Origin of the sequence: Acinetobacter sp. AC1-2, assembly GCF_016124155.1 — a bacterium.
In the GTDB taxonomy this organism is placed as follows: Bacteria; Pseudomonadota; Gammaproteobacteria; order Pseudomonadales; family Moraxellaceae; genus Acinetobacter; species Acinetobacter calcoaceticus.
In genome coordinates this window covers 871,923-893,164 of sequence record NZ_JABFFO010000001.1, presented here as the reverse complement: position 1 = coordinate 893,164, position 21,242 = coordinate 871,923, and the positions used below count along the sequence as shown (strand labels likewise).

20 protein-coding genes are annotated in these 21,242 nt (G+C 39.4%); 4 read left to right on the top strand and 16 right to left on the bottom strand.

Annotated elements, in window-relative coordinates; genetic code table 11:
- The first annotated feature begins 300 nt into the window (after positions 1-300).
- On the top strand, positions 301-1,650 hold the full coding sequence (locus tag HL290_RS04150; RefSeq protein WP_045431323.1) for a spinster family MFS transporter: 1,350 nt from the start codon (positions 301-303) through the stop codon (positions 1,648-1,650).
- A 115-nt stretch (positions 1,651-1,765) separates the two neighbouring features.
- Positions 1,766-3,022: an OprD family outer membrane porin gene (locus HL290_RS04145; protein ID WP_198495675.1), complete on the top strand. Its 1,257-nt coding sequence runs from the start codon at positions 1,766-1,768 to the stop codon at positions 3,020-3,022.
- Positions 3,023-3,060: 38 nt separating this feature from the next.
- Here the strand turns inward: HL290_RS04145 and HL290_RS04140 are convergent, their stop codons facing one another.
- Genes HL290_RS04140 through HL290_RS04125 form a run of 4 tightly spaced genes read right to left on the bottom strand, consistent with a single transcriptional unit; the run spans position 3,061 to position 6,896 of the window.
- Positions 3,061-3,804, bottom strand: a complete 744-nt coding sequence (locus HL290_RS04140; protein WP_005040180.1) for an SDR family oxidoreductase — start codon at positions 3,802-3,804, stop codon at positions 3,061-3,063.
- A gap of 16 nt (positions 3,805-3,820) precedes the next feature.
- Positions 3,821-4,519 (bottom strand): histidine phosphatase family protein, encoded by a 699-nt coding sequence (locus HL290_RS04135; RefSeq protein ID WP_005040177.1) that lies wholly within the window; start codon positions 4,517-4,519, stop codon positions 3,821-3,823.
- Positions 4,516-5,637 carry a phosphotransferase family protein gene (locus HL290_RS04130; protein WP_198495674.1) on the bottom strand — a complete coding sequence of 374 codons (1,122 nt, stop codon included), beginning with the start codon at positions 5,635-5,637 and terminating at the stop codon, positions 4,516-4,518. The genes HL290_RS04135 and HL290_RS04130 overlap by 4 nt, the downstream gene beginning before the upstream one ends.
- Before the next feature lie 17 nt (positions 5,638-5,654).
- Positions 5,655-6,896, bottom strand: a complete 1,242-nt coding sequence (locus HL290_RS04125; RefSeq protein WP_198495673.1) for an acyl-CoA dehydrogenase family protein — start codon at positions 6,894-6,896, stop codon at positions 5,655-5,657.
- A gap of 90 nt (positions 6,897-6,986) precedes the next feature.
- Between HL290_RS04125 and HL290_RS04120 the strand changes: the two genes are divergently transcribed.
- Together HL290_RS04120 and pcaU are read left to right on the top strand one after the other, a co-directional pair.
- Positions 6,987-7,907 carry a LysR family transcriptional regulator gene (locus HL290_RS04120; RefSeq protein WP_198495672.1) on the top strand — a complete coding sequence of 307 codons (921 nt, stop codon included), beginning with the start codon at positions 6,987-6,989 and terminating at the stop codon, positions 7,905-7,907.
- A 43-nt stretch (positions 7,908-7,950) separates the two neighbouring features.
- Positions 7,951-8,763 carry an IclR family transcriptional regulator PcaU gene (gene pcaU, locus HL290_RS04115; protein ID WP_005040169.1) on the top strand — a complete coding sequence of 271 codons (813 nt, stop codon included), beginning with the start codon at positions 7,951-7,953 and terminating at the stop codon, positions 8,761-8,763.
- Positions 8,764-8,858: 95 nt separating this feature from the next.
- Here the strand turns inward: pcaU and HL290_RS04110 are convergent, their stop codons facing one another.
- From HL290_RS04110 to HL290_RS04055, 12 genes are all read right to left on the bottom strand, one after another.
- Positions 8,859-9,725, bottom strand: a complete 867-nt coding sequence (locus tag HL290_RS04110) for an MBL fold metallo-hydrolase (protein WP_198495671.1) — start codon at positions 9,723-9,725, stop codon at positions 8,859-8,861.
- A gap of 4 nt (positions 9,726-9,729) precedes the next feature.
- Complete coding sequence (locus HL290_RS04105; RefSeq protein ID WP_198495670.1) at positions 9,730-10,143, bottom strand: DUF6691 family protein; 414 nt, start codon at positions 10,141-10,143, stop codon at positions 9,730-9,732.
- Between the two features lie 4 nt (positions 10,144-10,147).
- Positions 10,148-10,561 (bottom strand): YeeE/YedE family protein, encoded by a 414-nt coding sequence (locus tag HL290_RS04100; RefSeq protein ID WP_198495669.1) that lies wholly within the window; start codon positions 10,559-10,561, stop codon positions 10,148-10,150.
- A 133-nt stretch (positions 10,562-10,694) separates the two neighbouring features.
- Positions 10,695-11,153, bottom strand: a complete 459-nt coding sequence (locus tag HL290_RS04095; protein WP_198496379.1) for a DUF6438 domain-containing protein — start codon at positions 11,151-11,153, stop codon at positions 10,695-10,697.
- A gap of 651 nt (positions 11,154-11,804) precedes the next feature.
- Positions 11,805-14,234 (bottom strand): glucose/quinate/shikimate family membrane-bound PQQ-dependent dehydrogenase, encoded by a 2,430-nt coding sequence (locus HL290_RS04090; RefSeq protein WP_198495668.1) that lies wholly within the window; start codon positions 14,232-14,234, stop codon positions 11,805-11,807.
- Between the two features lie 81 nt (positions 14,235-14,315).
- Positions 14,316-15,635, bottom strand: a complete 1,320-nt coding sequence (locus HL290_RS04085; protein WP_198495667.1) for a carbohydrate porin — start codon at positions 15,633-15,635, stop codon at positions 14,316-14,318.
- 66 nt (positions 15,636-15,701) lie between these two features.
- Entirely contained in the window at positions 15,702-17,153 is a 1,452-nt protein-coding gene (locus HL290_RS04080) for a nitrous oxide reductase family maturation protein NosD (RefSeq protein WP_198495666.1), read from the bottom strand.
- A 19-nt stretch (positions 17,154-17,172) separates the two neighbouring features.
- Positions 17,173-18,000 (bottom strand): type I 3-dehydroquinate dehydratase, encoded by an 828-nt coding sequence (gene aroD / locus HL290_RS04075; protein ID WP_080758406.1) that lies wholly within the window; start codon positions 17,998-18,000, stop codon positions 17,173-17,175.
- A 69-nt stretch (positions 18,001-18,069) separates the two neighbouring features.
- On the bottom strand, positions 18,070-18,699 hold the full coding sequence (gene pcaG / locus HL290_RS04070; protein ID WP_198495665.1) for a protocatechuate 3,4-dioxygenase subunit alpha: 630 nt from the start codon (positions 18,697-18,699) through the stop codon (positions 18,070-18,072).
- Positions 18,700-18,713: 14 nt separating this feature from the next.
- A complete protein-coding gene (gene pcaH, locus HL290_RS04065; protein WP_003652026.1) occupies positions 18,714-19,439 on the bottom strand; it encodes a protocatechuate 3,4-dioxygenase subunit beta in 726 nt (241 codons plus the stop codon).
- Positions 19,440-19,449: 10 nt separating this feature from the next.
- Complete coding sequence (pcaC, locus tag HL290_RS04060) at positions 19,450-19,863, bottom strand: 4-carboxymuconolactone decarboxylase (protein ID WP_005040148.1); 414 nt, start codon at positions 19,861-19,863, stop codon at positions 19,450-19,452.
- Positions 19,864-19,878: 15 nt separating this feature from the next.
- Positions 19,879-21,234 carry an MFS transporter gene (locus HL290_RS04055; protein ID WP_005040146.1) on the bottom strand — a complete coding sequence of 452 codons (1,356 nt, stop codon included), beginning with the start codon at positions 21,232-21,234 and terminating at the stop codon, positions 19,879-19,881.
- Positions 21,235-21,242 lie beyond the last annotated feature (8 nt).

Sequence of the window (21,242 nt, the reverse complement as noted above, 5' to 3'; positions counted from 1 at the left end):
ATCATAATAATTTATAAATTTTCTGATTGTTTAAATACCTATTAGGTATCCAAACATACTTAATAAGTAATGGAATTTTACATATAAAAAGAAAATAATATTTCCATCATATAGAAATTCTAACCCTCTTCTTTAACTATCTTTGTCTGTATATGCAGTTTGTATGTAAGGCAATTCTTCAATCAAACAGGTTATTTATTTTTCAAAAGTTATTGGGGGGACACCAAACTATCTTTTAGGAAACATAGATAGCCGAGATTCAACTTCTCTAAAAGAGTTTTATACATAAGGATTAAGTGTATGAACCAAAGTAATATTGCTGTTGAAAGGACACAAAAGAAAACCAATGCATATGCATGGTACGTGGTCATACTTTGTATGTTGGCCTATATATTTTCATTCATTGATCGCCAAATTCTGGCGCTTATGATCGAGCCGATCAAAGCCGATCTTCAACTTTCAGATACCCAGTTTAGTCTATTACATGGCCTTGCCTTTTCACTGTTTTACGCCGTCATGGGTTTACCTTTAGCCTATATTGCCGACCGTTTTTCACGCCCAAAGCTTATCTCAATCGGTATTATTGTCTGGAGTTTGGCAACAGCCACGTGTGGTTTAAGTAAAAACTTTATTCAACTATTTTTAAGTCGTATGGCTGTTGGTGTAGGCGAAGCTGCTTTATCTCCAGCCGCTTACTCGATGTTTAGCGATATGTTCAGTAAGGACAAACTCGGTCGTGCTGTCGGGATCTATTCTGTTGGAGCGTTTTTAGGTGGCGGTATTGCCTTTTTAGTCGGCGGTTATGTCATTAATTTACTTAAAGGCGTGACTTTAATTCAAGTTCCTTTATTAGGCGCACTTAAGGCATGGCAAATCGCTTTTTTAGTGGTGGGTTTACCCGGCATCATTATTGGTTTGCTATTTATCCTGACAGTTAAAGACCCAGCCCGTAAAGGTCAGCAGCTCAACCAAAATGGACAAGTTGACCAAGTTAAATTCACACAATGTCTTCAGTTTATTAAAAAGCATTCAAAAACCTTTGCCTGTCACTATTTAGGTTTTACCTTCTATGCTATGGCGCTCTACAGTCTTACTAGTTGGACACCTGCATTTTATATCCGAAAGTTTCAACTCGCTCCAACAGAAACAGGTTACATGCTCGGTACCATCCTGTTAATTGCAAATACATTAGGGGTGTTTTGTGCAGGTTGGTTAAATGATTGGTTTATCAAAAAAGGACGCCAAGATGCTCCGATGATTACGGGTGTGATTGGTATTGTTGGTCTTATTATTCCAATTTCGTTTTTTACCCAAACAGATCAGCTTTGGTTGTCGGTTAGCTTATTGATTCCTGCGATGTTCTTTGCGTCTTTCCCTCTGGTAATTTCGGCAACTGCCTTACAAATGTTAGCGCCAAATCAATTTAGAGCACGCCTTTCAGCTCTCTTCCTTTTGATCAGTAACTTAATTGGGCTTGGTATTGGCACAACATTGGTCGCAATCATTACAGATAAAGTTTTTGCTAATCCTTTAATGGTTGGCTCATCTTTATCTATTGTTGGTGGGTTCTCTTGTGTGCTGGCTTTAATTTTACTTTTCAAAGGCTGCAAATTCTTTAGTGAAAGCATGAAGCTTGAAAAATTAAATTAATTGAAGAAATCACCCGCTATTTAACAGTGCTCCCTTTAAGAACTTAGGGAGTACTACACAAATATTTCACAATACGTAATGCCTAGGACTGGCGCATAGATTTTGGAAATGGATTATGGAATTATTACACCGCTTTAAACCGCAGCCTTTAGCTATAGCAACTTTAATATTGATGTGTGGCAATTCATGGGCTGCAAACTCGAATCAGCAAACTGAAGATGAATGGAAACTCACTTTAAAAAATGCCTACATTAATCGTAATTTTGATAACGATGCCTTAAAAGATACTGGCAGTTGGTCTCAGGCAGCCTCTTTATTTTATAAATCGAAAATGCATGACACCCCACTAGTAATAGCAGACAAGCCAATCACCATTGGTGCCGATGCTTCTATTCAATACGCTGTTCGTTTGAGTTCAGATAAACATGTCGCCGACACCGTTTTACCTTTTAATAAGGAAACCCAATCTCAGGCATCTGACTATTTAAAATACGGTGCCACATTAAAACTTGGCTATGACAAAACTTTATTAAGCGTTGGTGAGCTTTGGTTGGATTTACCCGTAACTGCTGTCGATGCCAGTCGTCAGTTACTCACTTCGTATTGGGGAACCAATCTTAAGTCGCAACTTTCAGATCAACTCTATGCCGAAATTGGTCGGGTTGAAAAAGTCTCGCCACGAAATGAAGAAGACTTTAAAAAGTTTTCTTTCACTGCAAATGGAATTACTAAAGAATCTGATGGTTTGAATTATATTGACCTGCGTTATCAATTTACACCGTCTTTAAAGGGTGAATATTACTTTGGTAATTTAGAGGATCTGTATAACAAGCATTATGTAGGACTTGAGCATACATGGAAGCAGCCAACTTTTGCCCTAACTTCCAAGTTTAAATACTTCAATGCCAAAGATGATGGCAATACTTTTGATATTGATGCGCAGAACATCGGCCTACTTGAAACTGTAAAAGTGAAAAACCATACCTTTGGTTTAGGTTATCAACAAATTATTGGTGAATCAGCTTATCCACTACCAGATGGCTTCTTACCTGAAACCTATTTTATTAACTGGAACGCAACCGGATTCTTTAAAGAAGACGAAAAGTCTTACCATGTGATGTATGGTTACGACTTTAAGGACTATGTACCGGGCTTAAATGCGATGGTGAAATATGTTTATGGCCATGACTTCAAGGCAGCCAATGGCGAGAAAAATCACGAAACTGAGTCAAATGTCATTCTGAACTATGCATTTCAACAACCTTACTTAAAAGGCATTGCCCTGCAATACATTCGTATTGATTACAATGTTAAACATGGCAATGATTTTGGTGAAGACCGTCTATTCGTCAATTACACCAAGAAGTTCTAAAAATAAAAAAATTACCCCCTAAATTTAGGGGGTAATTTTTATCCTAATTTATTGACCAACCTTAAAGGCAAAACCTTCATTGCAATACTCATCGGTAACCATGGCCACTGTGGTACATAAGCTTTCACGGGTTGTTTTTCGATAGCTTTAACCAGTGCTTTGCACCCTGTTTTAGCATCGACTTCAAATGGCAAATGTTTAGCACCTTCATTCATTTCAGTGCGAATGTAACCTGGGAAAATTGTAGAAACTTTAATTGGGGTATCCAGTAATTCAGCACGAATACCTTCAGCCAAGTGAGCAACCGCAGCTTTACTTGCTGCATAGGTCGATAAATGTTTTGGTAATCCACGCATGGCACTCATGGATGACATCACCACCAAATGACCTGCGTTTTGCTCTCTAAAAATTTCAACCGCCGCTTCACACTGCGCTAAGGCAGAAATAAAGTTGGTTTCAGCGGTGGCTTTGTTAATTTCAAAATTACCTTTACCAATACGACGACCATTTCCGACTCCGGCATTTACAATAATTCGGTCCAAATAACCAAACTCTTGCTTAAATGCACGAAAAACTTCGAAAACCTGATCGTAATGAGTCACATCTAGACTTTTTGCAATCACCTGAATGCCATATTCATTTTCAAGTTCGGTTTTTAAAGTCTCTAATCGATCTAAACGGCGTGCACAAATCGCTAAGTTATAGCCTTTCGCTGCAAATTCATGAGCCATACCCGCACCCAACCCAGAACTTGCACCTGTAATTAAAATTGTCTTTGCCATGCTTTTATCCTTATTTTTAAATCCATGTCAGCAAATCTGGACGCTCAGCTTTTATAAAATGATGTTCATTTAAACTTAAAACCTGAGCTTCATTTCCAACTAAACGTAAAGTGGTGAGACTTGTATTGGTAATTGCCCAGTTCAAGGCAAAAGTTCGATTTGGACTCAGTTCAAGTAATTTGCCAATTGCTACAGAAATCACACCACCAGAGGTAAAAACGACTGCATAACGAGGTTTGGTTTTTGCCAATTCATCACAAAGTTGTTGTAGTGCTGTTTCAACTCTGTCTTTAAAATGCGGCCATGACTCATCATATTCATGATGAAAATCGCCATCTGTCCATCGTCCAATTGCGCCTTCGAATATTTTGGCAAGATATGCACGCGGGTTCTGTTCTTGTGCTACGTCAGCTTTTAACAACTCAGGCTGTTCAAAACGTGGTTCATAGCGTGCAAAAACCTGTTGATGGTTAAACTCGTTCCATAAACTATTGTGATTAATCACTGCATCTGGAAAGCATTCATTTAATGCGAGTTGTGCAGTTTGCTCGTGGCGCTGCATGGTACCTGCAACAACATAAGGTTGTTCTTTCAATATTTGTTTAAAATAACGACCTAATAAAGTCGCTTGAGCCTCACCATTTTCAGACAACTCATCATAGTTACTTTTACCAAATGATGCCTGTCCATGTCTTACCAGATAAATTGTGGTCATTTTCTTAAAATACCCTGTATTTTCTGTAGAGATTGCTGAGCAAATTCCGATTCTTGAATTTTTTGCTGCCCAATAAGTTTTAAAGCTCTTATATGTAACGCATGAATGACGATCCAGAAATCTTTAAAAGCTGGATTTCGCGTTTGTTTATGGTAATAGCGGTAATAGATTTGCTGAGCAATCACTGCTAAACGGAATACGCCAAATACCTCATAAAAAGCCCAGTTTTGAGGGTTCAAACCTGTTTTTTTCAGGTAATAATCAACAACTTCTTTACGAGAGAACATTCCCTTTAAATGGGTAGGTTGACGGCGTGTCGATCTAAAAATCATATTATCCGTAGGTTCAACCCAATAGGCTAAAGCACTGCCTAAATCCATTAATGGATCACCCAGCGTTGCCATTTCCCAATCCAGCACGCCAATCACTTCTGTTGGATGCTGTGGATCTAAAATCACATTATCAAATCGCCAATCATTATGAATAATGCAAGTCGTGGAATCTTGAGGGACATTATCTTTCAACCATTTTCGAACATATTTAAATGAAGGAACATTGAGCGTTCTGACCTTTTCATATCGTTTATCCCAACCTTCGACTTGTCTACGGCAATATCCTGTACCTTTGCCCAGTTCAGCTAAAGGCGTGTTTTCATAAGGAACTTGGTGTAATTCAATGAGCTTATCAAGCACATTTACACAAAGTTGGTGAACATCTTCTTCATTAAATCTAAGCTCGGGCGGCAATTTTGCACGAGGAATAATTCCTTCAATGCGTTCCATGACATAAAAATCACAGCCAATAACGGCTTCATCCTGACAAAGTGCCACCATTTTAGGAAGCACCGGATAATAAGGCGCAAGATTTTTTTGCACCATATATTCACGGGCCATATCGTGAGCCGACTTCGCTTTTGTTCCTTTTGGAGGACGTCGTAAAATTAAATCGGTATTTTCATACTTTAAACGATAAGTCCAATTTGAAGCACCACCTGTATATTGAGTAACGGCTGCTGAGCCGATCAACTCAACACCTTGGTTCTTTAACCAGCTTTCAACTGCTCCAATATCAAGTTCTTCACCTTCACGTACTTCACCGCCTATATCAATTACCGACATTCTAATTTCCTTTAAACTTATACTTTCTTATGACGACCGTAACCACGTTTGGCTAACTCTAATTTGGCAATCATGCCTTTATGTACTTCATCTGGACCATCAGCTAAACGTAAACTGCGTGCTTGAGCAAAGAAACCTGTTAATGGTGTATCTCTTGAAACGCCCGCGCCACCATGTAGCTGAATCGCCATGTCGACTACTTTTTCTAAAACACTTGGAGCCACCACTTTAATTGCAGATATTTCTGTTAAAGCGGCCATATTTCCTAAAGTATCCATTTTATAGGCTGCATACAAGGTTAAAAGCCGAGCTTGGTCTATCGCTACCCGTGCATCAGCTACCCGTTCGAGGTTCCCACCGAGTTTTAAAATTTCTTTGCCAAACGCAGTTCTAGACATACCACGGTCAATCATCAGTTCTAAAGCTTTTTCAGCAGCACCAATACAGCGCATGCAATGGTGAATACGTCCGGGTCCTAAACGGCCTTGAGCAATTTCAAAACCTTGACCTGCACCACCAATAAAGTTTTCAAGAGGTACTCGAACATTATTAAAATGAACTTCACCGTGTCCATGTGGCGCGTCGTAGTCACCAAACACAGGTAACATCCGCTGAATTTCAACACCCGCCGTATCAATAGGCACTAAAACCATGGAGTGTTGATGATGACGGTCTTTGCTTTCATCTGGGGTATGAGCCATAAAAATAATGACTTTGGCATTTGGGTCACCTAAACCAGACGACCACCACTTTTTGCCATTTAAAACAATTTCATTTCCGTCGATGAGTGCAGTAGCTTGCATATTTGTTGCATCACTTGAAGCAACGTCTGGTTCAGTCATACAAAAAACCGAGCGAATTTTTCCGTCCAATAAAGGCTGTAACCATTGCTGTTTTTGCTGTTCACTACCATAGCGCCATAACAATTCCATATTTCCCGTATCTGGTGCATTACAGTTAAAAACGGTGGGTGCCAATAAACTACGACCAGTCAATTCGGCTATGTGTGCATATTCTTGAACTGATAACCCTGCACCGAGTTTGTCATCTGGTAAAAACATATTCCAAAGGCCAGCTTGCTTCGCTTTAGATTTCAGCGTTTCTAGAAGTGCTGGCCACTGCCATTTTTTCCAGTTTCCATCCGGATTTAGCTCATGTACTTCTTCCCAAAATTTTGCTTCAACAGGTTCTATTTCTTCTTGAATAAATTTTCTTGTTCGCTCGACAAAATCTTGAGCTGTTTTTGAGAGTTCAAACATTATTTTTTTCCTTTACATCATTATCTTGCCTTTACATCAACATAACTTGAAACTTAATATGAATGAAATGATTTTATTAAATAACTCATCATGAATAATATTCATAACTTACATGGGCTCGACTTAAGCTTTTTCCATCGAATAGATATCAACTTATATCCGCTTTTTATCGCGATTTATGAGCAAAAAAGTATTTCCAATGCTGCAAGCAGCCTTAATATTACGCAATCGGCAGCAAGCCATGCCTTGCAAAGGTTACGTCAACAACTTGAAGATGATGTATTTATACGTGTAGGTAATAAAATGTCTGCAACGCCTTTTGCAGAACAGATTTACCCCACTGTGAAGCAAGCGCTTTTAACCATTCAAAATATTAGCCAGCAGAAACATGTCTTTGACCCAACCAGTTTAAAAAACTTAAAAATCGCTGTGCATGATGAAATTGAGCCTATTATTCTTCCAAGACTTGCTCAACACTTTCAAAATCTTAATTTAGATTTGCAGTTTGTAAGTATGAAGCTAGATCGAAAAAATATTATGGCGGACTTGGCAACTCAGCAGCTCGATTTCGTGATTGATTTGGAACAATACTTATCTCCAAAAATTAGCTTTGACCATCTGGTAACAGACGAATTTGTCATTTGCAGTCAACTTAAAGAAGTCGATTTATCTCGTTATATCAATGGTCGACACATCGGTGTTTCTTCACGCCGTACGGGTGCTTTACTTGAAGATATTTATTTAAACCAACATCAAAAAATTTCAAGAAATGTATTCATGCGCTGTCAAAACTACTCAACAGCGTTACAAGTTTTAGATGCTCAAGCGAACGCAATATTGACTATGCCTCGAATGATTTTGCAGCATTTATCCTATAGTTCGGAAATTCGTTTGCATTCACTCCCATTTGAGATGACCAATATCAAAATGGGGATGTTTTGGCATGAAGATTTAAGGGATAATTTAAGGCATCAATTTTTGCGACATGAAATTATTAAACTTTTTCAGTAAAGCAAATTGATCTACTAACGCCGACATCGTACAAGGACCTGTCATGAGTAAAGATGAACGAATAATCCAGAATCAGGACAACAAGAAAACGATTCGTCATGAAGATTACATTGCTGGCATCGGTAAAGGCATGGCAATTTTAGATAGTTTTAGTAGCAATCAACATCGTCTAAACATTTCTATGGCTGCTGAAAAAACTGGACTTACCCGAGCGGCAGCAAGACGCCATTTATTAACTTTAGAATATCTAGGTTATCTTGAGTCAGATGGCCACTATTACTATTTAACTCCAAAAGTTCTTAAATTTTCGGGAGCATATTTGGGTGCAGCTCAACTTCCAAAAGTATCGCAGCCTTTATTAAACCTATTAACTAACCAAACCTCTCTTATTTATTCAGTGATGGTACTTGACGGTTATGAAGCCATTACCATTGCACGTAGTGCGGCACACCAACAAACTGACCGTGTAAATCCATACGGCCTACACTTGGGTAATCGCTTGCCTGCTCATGCGACCTCGGCGGGTAAAATTTTACTGGCACATTTAAGCCAAGAAGAACAATTGGACTGGCTTCAAAAATACCCACTACAGCGTTTAACCAAATATACGCATATTGAAAACGATAAATTTTTAGAGTTACTACAAGAGATTCGAGAACAAGATTGGTGTTATTCACGGGAAGAACATGAATTAGGCGTTCACGCACTCGCCGTACCTATTTATGGGCAAGACTTTAAAGTCGTTGCTGCTTTAAACATTGTTTCTCCAACCATGAAAACAACTGAAGAATATTTAATTCAACACATTTTGCCTTTATTGCAAGAGACTGCGCGGGATTTGAGACAAGTTCTTTAAATTTTACTTAGGCTATTTCTATGGGGTAAATTTTATTATTTGCTTAGGCTATTTTGTTGAGTGATAATGACTGGATAGATATGCTTAGGCTATTTTTAAAAGTAATTAAATGGAATTTTTAAATAACGGACGCCATTCGCTTCAGGTTCCGGAAGATTTCCTGCATTCATATTAATTTGAATTGAAGGCAAAATTAATTTTGGCATTGCCAAAGTTGCATCTCTTTCTTGACGCATTTTTATGAATGACTCTTTAGAAACTTGTCGGTTTAGATGAATATTGCTTTGCTTTTGAGTTTTTATATCTGTTTGACAGATGTATTCATCTCGACCTTCTGGCTTATAGTCATGGCACAAAAACATACGCATCTCATCAGGAAGAGTATAAAGCTGTTGTACCGAGTCATAGAGCGCGGCAGCACTTCCTTTAGGAAAGTCACATCTAGCCGAACCATAATCAGGCATAAATAAAGTATCACCCACAAAAACAGCATCAGCAATTACATAGCTTAAGCAAGCAGGTGTATGCCCAGGCGTAGGAATGTTATAAGCATCTATATCCCCTATTTTAAAATGCTCATGATCTTCAAATAAATAATCAAAAGGCTGATTTTCATTAAATTTTTTAAAGTCAAAATTATAGATAGTAGAAAAAGTTTCTTGTACTACTGAGATTTTTTGACTAATGGCAATTGTGCCACCCAATTTAGATTTTAAATATTGGGCCGCGGTCATATGGTCTGCGTGTACGTGGGTTTCTAAAATCCATTGCACTTTGAAGTTTTGAGCCAAGACATAATCGATAATTAAATCGGCATTAGTCGTTTTTGTAGTCGCCGAAGCTGCATCGTAGTCAAGTACACTGTCAATGATGGCGCATTGACGCGTAACCAAATCCGCAACAACATAGCTAAAAGTATTGGTATTTTCATCAAAAAAATCTTTTACTAGAGGTTGTTGCATAGGTTTAATTTCCTTTATTTAAGGCTCGGTAAATCAACATTCCTAATAACATTGCGACAATAAAATAAAGTGCTTCAAAATGTCCTAACCCAATGAGCGTTAAAGCGGGCGCTGGACATATGCCAGCTATTCCCCAGCCTATACCGAAAATAAAAGCACCAACAATTAGCCTTTGGTCAATCTGTGTATTCATTGGTAATTGAATTTGTTCATTAAAAAGTGTTTTTGGACTTTTTATAGCCTTTTGAAACGGAATAAATGCCACAGCAATAGCACCTAACATTACAAACATTAAGCTGATATTCCACTGTCCAAATATATCTAGAAACCCTAATACTTTTTCAGGATTAGACATACCAGAGATCATTAAACCCAATGAAAACAAGCTACCAAATATAAAAGCAAAGATATTTTTCATAGGATTACCCCAACACATGACGAATGATATAAACAGTTAACATGCCAGCAAACATAAAAACTGCTGTCGCTATCATCGAGCGTTTTGATAACCTGCTCATGCCACAAATACCATGGCCACTTGTACAACCAGATCCTAGTCGTGTTCCAAAGCCAACAAGTACACCTGCTAAAATAAGTACAAACGTATTGGCTTTAATTTCAATTTCTGGCTGATAAAAATAACCATATATGAAAGGTGTAATCACCAGTCCAGCAATGAACCAGAATGCAGAACTTTTAAAGGTGTCTTTAGTGGGATTTATGATTTGAGCAAGCAATCCACTAATTCCAGCTATACGGCCATTTATATATAAATATCCAACTGTTGCGATGCCCAGTAGCAAGCCACCCAAAAAGGCATGGATAATATTTAACATAGGTTCACCCAAACAATATATGTTTTTATAATATGTATTATACGCTGATTCTTTTAGAAATACTTAAAACAGAACTCTCAAGTATATAATTCTTCTTAACAAAAAAAGCCCCAATATTTTGGGGCTTTCATCATTAAATTAGATCTTTAATGCCTAATTGTTCAGGCAGCTTTTCCATGACTTTATTCAGTCTATTATTTGCTGGAGAGATACAACCTGTGTAATGGCTTAATTTTGTTTCAGTGCCATTTGGTTGAATCCATGAAATGTAATAGCTAGACATATCAGTTGCAGTTTGCTGACATCCACCAGTTTTCGCTTGTGTGCCTGTTTCTGGGTGATAAGTTTTTAAATCATCTGCAAGTTTTTGATAGTCTTTTACTGTGCCTTGAATTTCTTTAACACCTATAGCTTTAGTATATTGCTTGCCTTCAAAGCGAATTAAACCCGTAGGTGCTACTTCTACAGAATAGATTGGGCATGCACCAAAGCATGGGCTAGAAGCATAACGAATAGTTTCTTGTGTATTCGGTGCTTGCTGAACAGAAGCACAACCCATCAAAGCTAAACCAGATAAAGTTGCAAGAACCAAAAATCTCATCGTATCACCTATTATTATCAAGTGGCTTTAATTTATCAAATCATACACTTCTTGTCATTAAAGACTATTTTTTGTGATTGTTTTCATTAATTGATACACACCGCTGCTTAGGCTATTTTCATAATAATCAAATATTATAGTTTAGGTCGCATAAAAAAAGGCCCATCTTGCGATGAGCCTTAAGCCAATAAAAGCTTAAATTCCTGAAATACAAATTATTACTGGGTAGTAATAACCTGCGACGATCATTCTAACGTAATGCTATAAATTATATAAATATAATATAAATATATATTTACGCTTGTTTTTTCGGCAAAAATTTCCTACTTTTCAAGACTAAAAAGTTAATAATGTTTATTTCTAATTAAAATTCACAACCTTAAGTTAAACAAAACTTAATAAACAAATAAGATTTATTTATAGGTAAAACATTGTGAAAAAATATCTAACAGTTCGACTACATCTAGTGTTCAAGCGTTATCAATCTTAGGAATATTTTAGGTTTTGCAATAAGTTAAAGCACTTTTTTACTATTCGGTAAACCTATCTATATAAAACAATAGAACTTACTCTCAAGCTTTAATACAAAAAATATATTAAAGTTAAAGGCAAAAGAGAAATGCTCTCTTTTGCCTTAATTAATTACTGTTCTAAGCTATAAGCGACTACATAATCACCATGATCAGGAGACTGACGAGCACCGCCTGCCGTAACAACCACATATTGTTTACCTGTTTTCGGTGAAACATAGCTGATTGGAGTTCCTTGGCTACCTACTGGCATACGTGATTTCCACAGTTCTTTACCTGTAGATGAATCAAAAGCACGTAAGTAGTAATCTTGTGTTGCTGCAAAGAACACCAATCCACCTTGTGTTGCCATTGGTCCACCAATAGTTGGCATACCAATTGGTGCTTTTAAGCCCATTTTGATACCCATAGGCCCTGTATCTTCAACCGTGCCTAGCGGTACTTGCCATGCAACTTGACGTGTTTTTAAGTCAATCGCAGTCATGGTACCAAATGGAGGTTTTTGACACGGAATGCTAAGAGCCGACATAAAGCGGTTTTTATTCACTTTATATGGTGTACCTTTCATTGGCACAGCCCCCATACCCGTATTTACTTTTTCTCCACCACTCGCCTGAATCTTAATATCTTCAGGGGTCTGTTCCATTAACTGAATCCATAACCCAAGACGCATATCATTGACGAACATGTAACGATGAGTCGGATCAAAAGCAATGCTACCCCAGTTCATACCACCCAAAGAGCCTGGGAAGCTTAATGAAACATCAGTACCCGGTGCAGTAAATAGACCTTCGTAACGCATTGACTTAAAGTTAATACGGCACATGAGCTGATCAAACGGCGTTGCACCCCACATATCTGATTCGGTTAAAGTCTGATTACCAATTTGAGGCATTTCAACTGAACGTGGTTGAGTTGCGCTGTATTGCTCACCCGGAATATTTGCAGGCTTAACTGGCTGTTCAATCACTTTAGTTAATGGTTTACCAGTTACACGGTCAAGCACAAAAAATTGACCCGATTTGGTTCCAATGACAACAGCAGGTTTCGTCGTACCATCTTTTAATGGGAAGTCGACTAGACTCGGTTGCATTGGCAAGTCAAAGTCCCATAAATCATTATGAACAGTTTGATATACCCACTTTTCTTTACCTGTTGTTGCATCAAGTGCCAAAACAGAAGTGTTGTACTTATGATCTAATGGGTTACGGTTACCACCCCAAATGTCGACAGATGAGCTACCCATAGGTAAGAACACCGTATTCATTTGCGGATCATAAGACATTGCAGCCCAAGAGTTTGCCGAACTACGTTTATAAGTTTCACCTGGTTTAAGAACATAGTTAGGGTTTGGATTACGTGCATCAAATGCCCAGCGAAGTTTACCAGTAATGACGTCATAACCACGGATAACACCACCCGGCATATCTGCGGCAACGTTATCGGCAATACGGCTACCGACCACAATGGTTGTACCCGCAATAGTCGGTGCAGAAGTCACTTCAAAACGTGGAGCTTTGGTTCCAGCCCCAAGACCTTCTAACAGATCAACCGTTCCATTTACACCAAAATCAGCACAGCGCTGACCGTTATCTGCATTGACTGCAATTAAACGACCATCAGGTGTATTGGTATATAAACGGCGTGGACATGCCGTATTGGTTGCAACTGTGGTTACTGCATTTGCACCAGCCAAAGTTGGTTGTACAAGTGGCTTAGTCGAATCAAAGTATGCAACACCACGGCAGCGCTCCCAAGCATCGGCTTTAGAGTTCACCTCAGCTTTCCAGAGCTGTTTGCCTGAATCAGCATCGATCGCAAAAATATTATTATGCGGTGTACATAAAAAGACTTTATTCCCAACTTGTAGTGGGGTCATTTGGTCTTCCGCACCATTACCGCTACCCGTTGTAAAATCACCTGTTCTAAAACGCCAAGCTTCTTTTAGTTTATGAACGTTATCTCGGTTAATTTGATCGAGAGCAACAAAGCGACTACCACCTGCATCATTTCCATAGTTTTCCCAATTCATCTGTTTTTTAGCAGGATCAACTGGTACTAAAGGTAGCTTTTCACCTGAACTTGCTACTGTTGGATGTGGTTGGAACATTTGGTAGAGCGCAATCAACATACCAACAACAACTAATCCACCAACTGCATAAGATGAAGATGCCAAGCTAGTTTGAAATTGGTAGCGTCGAATTGAAGGTAAAGTAAATAATAATGCGGCAAAAAGACCAGCAGGAAACATTAACCGCGAGAATAACGGCCAAAATTCCCATCCCGCATCAACAAATGACCAAATTACGGTGCCAACAAAAACAGCCGCAAATATCCAGACACCAAGTGCCTTTTTACGAAAAATACTAAATGCAGAAATGGTAATCAACAGCCCTGCGACTAGGAAATACCAAGATCCACCTAATGACACTAGCTTTCCACCGCCTACGATGTAAAAAACACCAGTAGCCAATAAAACTAGGCCTAATAGAAAACACCATATTTTGAATAAGATATGAAACTTAGAATCTGACTCAGACATAGATCCTACTCCACATATACTGAACACAATAGTTCAAGCATTTGGGCCAGTTAAACTATGTCTAACCAGCCATCAACATTGTTAAAAATTGACTTTCACGCTAAGACCAGCCACCCAAGCATCATCGACCGCTTTTACACCAGCAGGTTGATGGATATATTGAATGTTTGGACGTAACATAACGGCCGGAGACCATTGATAGGTATAGTTCAACTCGACATTTAATTCGTCGTCTTGAATTGGAATATAGTCAGATGCAATCGCATCATAGCTATAGTATCCACGACTTTCGTTCGTTGCGATCTGCTTATCTTTAGCACGATCATTGACCACATAATTGGCAATACCAAAACCAATCGAATCATTTGGACGGCTATCAAACGGCCCTTTATACCAAAGTGCAAGTTGTTGTGTACTTTGAACAAAGGTGGTTGCTTTATCATTTACAACACCGTTCAAGCTTACGTATAAACCACGTTTAGGGTCTTCACCTTTATGGGTAAGTTGTTGCTGAGCATTAATCCAGAAACTTTGTTTTCCATCATGAACTTTGCCGGCAGTTTTAATGTCATTCGCTTCTGCTGTTGAGTACAACGCCCCTACTTTATATTCACCCGGTAAGCCATTAAAAGCAGCAAGTTTTGGTTTCCAAGCAAGTTCAACTGGTATGGTTGCGCCCTTCACGTTGTTCATATCCAGATTAAAACCATCACTGTTTGATTCGGTTTTAATATTGTCTGGATTGACTTCATACGCACCAATTCCAAAAGTCCACTCAGGCGCAAACTGATATTTAACGTTTGCAGCCCATACACCAACCGGTGAGTTATACCAAATTGAACCGATTGATTTTCCTAACTGTCCACCGCAAAGCAATAAGTTCTGAAACTCACATTGAGAACTATTAAAGTCCTCTGACATACCCATACGGCCAACTTTGGCCTGTACGGTGTTATCAGCGAAGCCTTTTTTGACCCATGCTTGAGATAAACGCCAGATTTTACCGCGGCCATAAATCTCTTGAGCATTGCCTAATTGACTAGAACGTGGGTCTTTAATACGCTCGAGAGTTAATGCATTCCCGTCACGTTTAGTCACGACTAGGCTCGCTGTTGTATCTTTCCATCCAGCAATTTTTTCTAAGTCGAAGTTTGCACCTAAAGAAAGTTGTGCAGCATTTTCAAAAGTATTGCTGTCGTTGTAACCACCATCTAAATTTGTGGCAGCTTGGCTCATAATAGAAGCTGTAAATTTATAGCCTTGTTGCTCTAGCTGCTGGCGCTCACCATTCCAGTCGCCAAGTAACCATTGACGGTCTTGTGACCACGGCTCATTCGCAAGCGCAAATTGACTGCCTAATACAGCGATTGTTAATACACTCAGTTTCATTAAATTCGGCATCTTAAGTCCCTTTTATCATTTCTATATTTCTATACTGCGCCTCAGTTTGAGGCGCTTTCCTTATTGTTATTTAACACTTGTAAAACCAAGCTCAGAAGTTGCACCAAAACGATCAGTGATATTCGCTGTAATTGAGGCAACTTTTACAGTTGGCTTCCAATTCGCTTTTGCAATTCCTTGTGCATCTGTAGCAACTGTTATTGCCCCTAAATATTGCTCAGCTTCTTTTGATGCCGCATTTTGATTACCAAAAAATTCAACTTGGTAACGTTGATTTGGTAAACCATTAACTTCTACCGCAACTGAACCCTTATTCGCAGTTAATTTAGGAGCTTTAATACCCTGATTAGGTTGAGCATTACAGCCTTGTTCATTTGGTTGAGTACATGTTTTTTGTTGTTTAGATGGATCAACAACCACACCACCACCACGAGAACCTACGAATCCTTCATGCTCAAGTGCAGGTACACCAAATACAATTGCACCTAAACGCTGATTAGGTACACATGAACCACCCGCTTCACAGCGCTTAATATCTTTACCATTGTCCCAAATCAGGTTTTTAGTCAATGTAATTTTTGCATTTGCATCTTTTTCCGAACGAATCGCGACACCAATACGGTTACCATGCACTCTGTTGCTATCGAGAATGTTGCCATCGCCAGTCATGTTAAAACCAATCGAGTTATTGGTCATTTCGTTGTAGGCAATATAGTTACGCTTACCCCAGTTAATCTGTAAGCCATCCGAATAGTTTTCGAATTTATTACCGACTACGGCATTATCATTACCCCACAAAATTTCAATACCTTGTGATGGTTCTGGGTTTGCTTTGGTTGAAACAAAATGGTTATTCGCAATTAAGTTAAACGCAGCACCACGTGTCAGTTCTAGACCATCACCATTGTCTTGGAAGAGGTTGTCTAAAACTTTGTTGTTATTGGTCGTGGTTGCCGTTGGGTTACCTTGACCATCATCGCCAGTAAGCATGACACCAGCACCACCGTAGTTATTGCTAATACGGTTATGTTGAATGAGATTGTTGCTTGAACGGTTGATCAATACACCAATACAGAAACGATGAATATCTAGACCTTTTAACGTGACGTTATTTACATCGCGTAGTACTAAGCCCGGTAAAGTCATCGTACGCACATTGGTCCCATACTGTTCAGGGTTTGCACCCGGGCAAGCTTTCGCACCTTCGCCTTTAATATAGTTTGAACCATCAATCGCGATATATTCACCAGTTTTATCCCACTGGGTACCAATGATTTTGACTGGTGCTTTAATCTCAGGAAGCGCGCTGTTTAATTTGATTGCATAGGGTGCTTTGCCCACTGCCTGAATCAAGATTTCGCTCGCATCGGCTGGGTTAGCATTGGCTTGCTCAATTGCCCAACGTAAAGAACCTTTGTTGCTGTCGTCCTGATAACGGTCAACAACATAAGTTTGCGCAGCAGCTACACCTGAAACCATCAAACCTAATGCAAGAGTAGTTAAACGTAATGTATTCATTTCATCATGTCCTTATGATTTATGGGTTTGTTGGTTGAACGGTTTTTAAAATCTGTTTGAGCTTGGTCACATCAATTTGCCCTGGTGCAGAAGCCTCACCAATCATGCCAAAGCTATAACTTCCGCCCATATTGGCTGTCGCAACACGAGAGATCGTCCCTAACTGCCCCATTGACATGGTCAATAAAGGCTTAGTGGTTTGCTGACTTACTTTTAAAGTCGCGTTCATTAGAGTGAAAACGTCTTGTTTAGATTTTGGCATTACTGCAATTTTGAGAACATCTGCGCCCATCTGATCTTGTTTTAACAAGCGTTTTTCAATTTCATCTTGGCTTGGTGTTTTCTGGAAGTCATGATTAGACATCACAACCAACACTTTCTTTTGATGTGCTTTTTGAACAATTTCTGAAACTACTTTTTGATCACGGAACATTTCAACGTCTAACCAGTCCATGAACGGATTTTTTAAATAAGCCTGATAGGTCTTACCATAATCCACATCACTAATTTCAAGTTGGCCGCCTTCGTTTTTAGTACGAATTGTGGCAATCATTGGCTTATTGCCTAAAATCTTTTTCAATTCATGACCTAACGCAATGACTTGTTTTGTATCACTAGCAAAACTGAGTAAATCAATACGAAACTCGGCCAAATCAGCATCTGCCGTATTTGCAATAACTTGAGCTTGCGCTAAAGCTTGTTCTTTAGTTTTTGCTGTAATCGGAACAATCGTTTTAACAGCTGTAGTAGCAGCCTGAGTCTGGGTAGCTAAAGCGACAGGTTCAGCATTCACCTGTGCTGTAAAAAATGGGAGTGCAAGCAAACTTAAGCTTAATAATGTTTTCATGTTCATATCATTCATCCTTAAAAAGGCTACACGCATCCATAGACGAGCATGTGTAGCCTTGGGTGTTTCTTAAATATCAAAAAATACAGTTTCGTCATCGCCTTGAATACGAATATCAAAGCGGTAAACAACTTCACCGTTTTCTTCAAAACGCTTTGCAATAAGTGTTTGACGACGTGGTGCCCATTCAATGCTATTTAAAATCGGGTCATTGGCATTTGCTTCTGCTTCATCTTCAAAATAAACACGCGTATTAAGACCTAAATTAATACCACGAGCGAAAATCACTAAAGCAATATGAGGTGCCTGAGTTGAACCTTTACGCCCTGCTGTAGCGCCCGGTTTAATTGTATTGAAACTCCAGATACCCGTTTCAAAGTCTGCACCAGTACGGCCCCAACCTTGAAAAGCTGGGTCAGCTTTTTGCTCACGTGTATCAGCCTGACTTGGGTAAATACCATTTGCATCGGCCTGCCAGATTTCGATAAGCACATCGCGTAGAGGTAAACCCAACCCGTCAAATACTTGTCCTTCAAGACGGATATGCTGGCCTTGGGTCTGGTCTTGTACAAGCTGGTTATTAAAGTTGTTTTCAAAAACTTCGATATTTGCTTGTTGTGGTAACAAACCAATGTGAACGTAAGGACCACCCGTTTGAGATGCAGTTTCTTTTAATTCCTGAAAATTCCAGTTATTCATGCTAAGGCTCCTGATTAAGTCAATTCGTTTTCGAAGTAAGTCGCTCGACGTCCACGTAAAGTGATGTCAAAACGGTAACAACGGCTATCAGCTTCGATAAAGTTGTTTTTATCTTCTAGTGCAATTAGTGCACGACGTTGATCTTCAGAAGGAATGGTTTTTAAAATCGGACAAGAGTCGATTAAAGTATCACCTTCAAAATAAAACTGTGAAATCAGGCGCTGAGCCCAACCATCAGCAATTAAAGAGAAATGAATATGAGCCGGACGCCATTCATTAATACGGTTACGCCATGGGTACGGACCCGGTTTAATGGTACGGAAAATATAAAAACCATTTTCATCCGTTAATGTACGACCACAACCACCGAAGTTAGGGTCCATGGCACCAATAAATTTATCGTTTGGATGACGGTAACGACCTGAAGCATTGGCTTGCCATACTTCTAAAAGCGCATTTTTTACAGGACGACCAAATTGATCACGAACATAGCCATGAACAATGACACGCTCACCAATTGGCAAACCATCTTTGGCATAGTTCAAAATCAAATCGTTATCTTTTGGGCCAAACAGATTTGAAGAAAAATGCGGCGCAGTGACTTCAGTTAAAGTCTCGTTAATAGAGATCAATGCGTTTTTTGGCGAACGTAATACACTTGTTTTATAACCTGGCGTATACGCTGGTGGATGATCATCTGTATTACGTTGGGCGTAAGCACCCCAGCTATGTTGTGACATCTTTATCTCCTTAATCCTGTTCTTTCGCTGCAACTGGGCTTACTTCTATCCCCAATTCTTTAAAGACTTCTTCAGCCATATGCATTGCAGCGTTTGCAGCAGGTAAACCTGCATAGAGTGAGCTATGTAAGATCAACTCTTTTAAATCTTCTTTGGTTACACCATTGTTGAAGCAAGCACGTAAATGCATGCGTAGTTCATCTTCACGACCAAGCGCCAATAAAATTGCGATAGTCACTAAACTACGTGTGTGACGTGGTAAGCCTGGACGAGACCACACCTCACCCCATGCGTAACGGCTAATAAAATTTTGAAAATCTTGGTTAAAGTCATTCAAGTTCTGCAAAGACCGACCAACATGCTTTTCACCTAAAACTTCAGTCCGCACTTCAATGCCTTGTTTATAGCGTTCTTCATCATTCATTGTGATAGACCTCCATTAAGTTGCATCGGTATGCGCAACAAGTGATTTAACAAATACAGCAACAGCCGCAGCAGTCGCTGGAATCAGTAATAAACTGAGAATGGCAGTAAACGACCAATCATTACCGAGTAGTACTGCACCAATCCAAGCACCAAATACTGCACCGAAACGTCCAATACCCGTCATCCAAGACACACCCGTTGCACGGCATTGGGTTGGATAGAAACGTGCACTTAAAGCTGGCATTGAAGATTGCGCACCGTTAATCGCGATACCAGCACAAAGCACCAATACAGCAAGTAAAGTTGAATTTCCTAAGCTTTGACCCACAGCAATCGCAAATAGACCTGCGGCAAAGTAGAAAATAGCAATCACTCGGTTCGGGTTGAATTTGTCCATCGCCCAACCAATGAATAATGCACTCACCACACCACCGAACTGGAACAATCCACCGATAAATGCAGCACGCTCCATTGAAGCACCTGTTTCACGCATAAGCGTTGGTAACCAGCTTGTAAGCAAGTAAACAACAACCAATCCCATGAAATAGGTCAACCAAAGCAAAAGTGTTCCTTTCGCATATGGTTTAGAAAACATAATTCCAAAAACATTTTTCTTTTGAGCCGTTTCAGTTTTCTCTTCTGGAACATAAAAAGTGCTTACGTCTTTAACTTGAGTTGGCGCAATATGATTTAAAATTTTGCGCACTTTCTCTGGGTCTTTACCTTTAACAATTAAAAAGCGGTAAGACTCAGGTAAAACGAAAATCACTAAAATCATTAAGATCAGAGGTGACCAGCCACCCAGCAAAAATAGACTGTGCCAACCGTAAGTCGGAATGAGCCAGCTACTAATAAAGCCACCTGTTGCCATACCTAAGTTGTAGCCACAGAACATACATGTCACCAGTAGTGAACGAATGCGTGTTGGACAATATTCAGAGAATAATGTTGTGGCATTTGGCATAGCTGCACCCAGCCCAATACCTGTCAAAAAGCGCAATACAACAAGGCTATCCAGATTTGTTGCATAGGCAGATGCCAAGGTAAAACCACCAAAAATCAGCATTGAAACAGCCAAAACAATTTTGCGACCAAAACGGTCAGCTGTCGGGCCAGAAACCAAAGCTCCAATAATCATTCCACCAAGTGCAGCACTCATCACTGGGCCTAACTGAGAACGGTCAACGCCCCAGTCCTGAGCCAAAGCTGGAGCGATAAAACCCATTGCAGCAGTATCGATCCCATCAGTAAAAATAATTAAGAAACAGATGATTGCGATCATCCATTGATACTTACTGAGTGGAGCATCATTAATCAGTGCTTGAGCATCGATACTTTTGTTTGGTGCAGCGTAATCCTGAGACGCCATATTTGCCT

What these genes read in the sequence shown, in the direction of transcription:
- HL290_RS04150 (WP_045431323.1), top strand. Translation starts at nt 301, where the DNA reads ATGAACCAAAGTAATATTGCTGTTGAAAGGACACAAAAGAAAACCAAT.
- HL290_RS04145 (WP_198495675.1), top strand. Translation starts at nt 1,766, where the DNA reads ATGGAATTATTACACCGCTTTAAACCGCAGCCTTTAGCTATAGCAACT.
- HL290_RS04140 (WP_005040180.1), bottom strand. Translation starts at nt 3,804, where the DNA reads ATGGCAAAGACAATTTTAATTACAGGTGCAAGTTCTGGGTTGGGTGCG.
- HL290_RS04135 (WP_005040177.1), bottom strand. Translation starts at nt 4,519, where the DNA reads ATGACCACAATTTATCTGGTAAGACATGGACAGGCATCATTTGGTAAA.
- HL290_RS04130 (WP_198495674.1), bottom strand. Translation starts at nt 5,637, where the DNA reads ATGTCGGTAATTGATATAGGCGGTGAAGTACGTGAAGGTGAAGAACTT.
- HL290_RS04125 (WP_198495673.1), bottom strand. Translation starts at nt 6,896, where the DNA reads ATGTTTGAACTCTCAAAAACAGCTCAAGATTTTGTCGAGCGAACAAGA.
- HL290_RS04120 (WP_198495672.1), top strand. Translation starts at nt 6,987, where the DNA reads ATGAATAATATTCATAACTTACATGGGCTCGACTTAAGCTTTTTCCAT.
- pcaU (WP_005040169.1), top strand. Translation starts at nt 7,951, where the DNA reads ATGAGTAAAGATGAACGAATAATCCAGAATCAGGACAACAAGAAAACG.
- HL290_RS04110 (WP_198495671.1), bottom strand. Translation starts at nt 9,725, where the DNA reads ATGCAACAACCTCTAGTAAAAGATTTTTTTGATGAAAATACCAATACT.
- HL290_RS04105 (WP_198495670.1), bottom strand. Translation starts at nt 10,143, where the DNA reads ATGAAAAATATCTTTGCTTTTATATTTGGTAGCTTGTTTTCATTGGGT.
- HL290_RS04100 (WP_198495669.1), bottom strand. Translation starts at nt 10,561, where the DNA reads ATGTTAAATATTATCCATGCCTTTTTGGGTGGCTTGCTACTGGGCATC.
- HL290_RS04090 (WP_198495668.1), bottom strand. Translation starts at nt 14,234, where the DNA reads ATGTCTGAGTCAGATTCTAAGTTTCATATCTTATTCAAAATATGGTGT.
- HL290_RS04085 (WP_198495667.1), bottom strand. Translation starts at nt 15,635, where the DNA reads ATGCCGAATTTAATGAAACTGAGTGTATTAACAATCGCTGTATTAGGC.
- HL290_RS04080 (WP_198495666.1), bottom strand. Translation starts at nt 17,153, where the DNA reads ATGAATACATTACGTTTAACTACTCTTGCATTAGGTTTGATGGTTTCA.
- aroD (WP_080758406.1), bottom strand. Translation starts at nt 18,000, where the DNA reads ATGAAAACATTATTAAGCTTAAGTTTGCTTGCACTCCCATTTTTTACA.
- pcaG (WP_198495665.1), bottom strand. Translation starts at nt 18,699, where the DNA reads ATGAATAACTGGAATTTTCAGGAATTAAAAGAAACTGCATCTCAAACG.
- pcaH (WP_003652026.1), bottom strand. Translation starts at nt 19,439, where the DNA reads ATGTCACAACATAGCTGGGGTGCTTACGCCCAACGTAATACAGATGAT.
- pcaC (WP_005040148.1), bottom strand. Translation starts at nt 19,863, where the DNA reads ATGAATGATGAAGAACGCTATAAACAAGGCATTGAAGTGCGGACTGAA.
- HL290_RS04055 (WP_005040146.1), bottom strand. Translation starts at nt 21,234, where the DNA reads ATGGCGTCTCAGGATTACGCTGCACCAAACAAAAGTATCGATGCTCAA.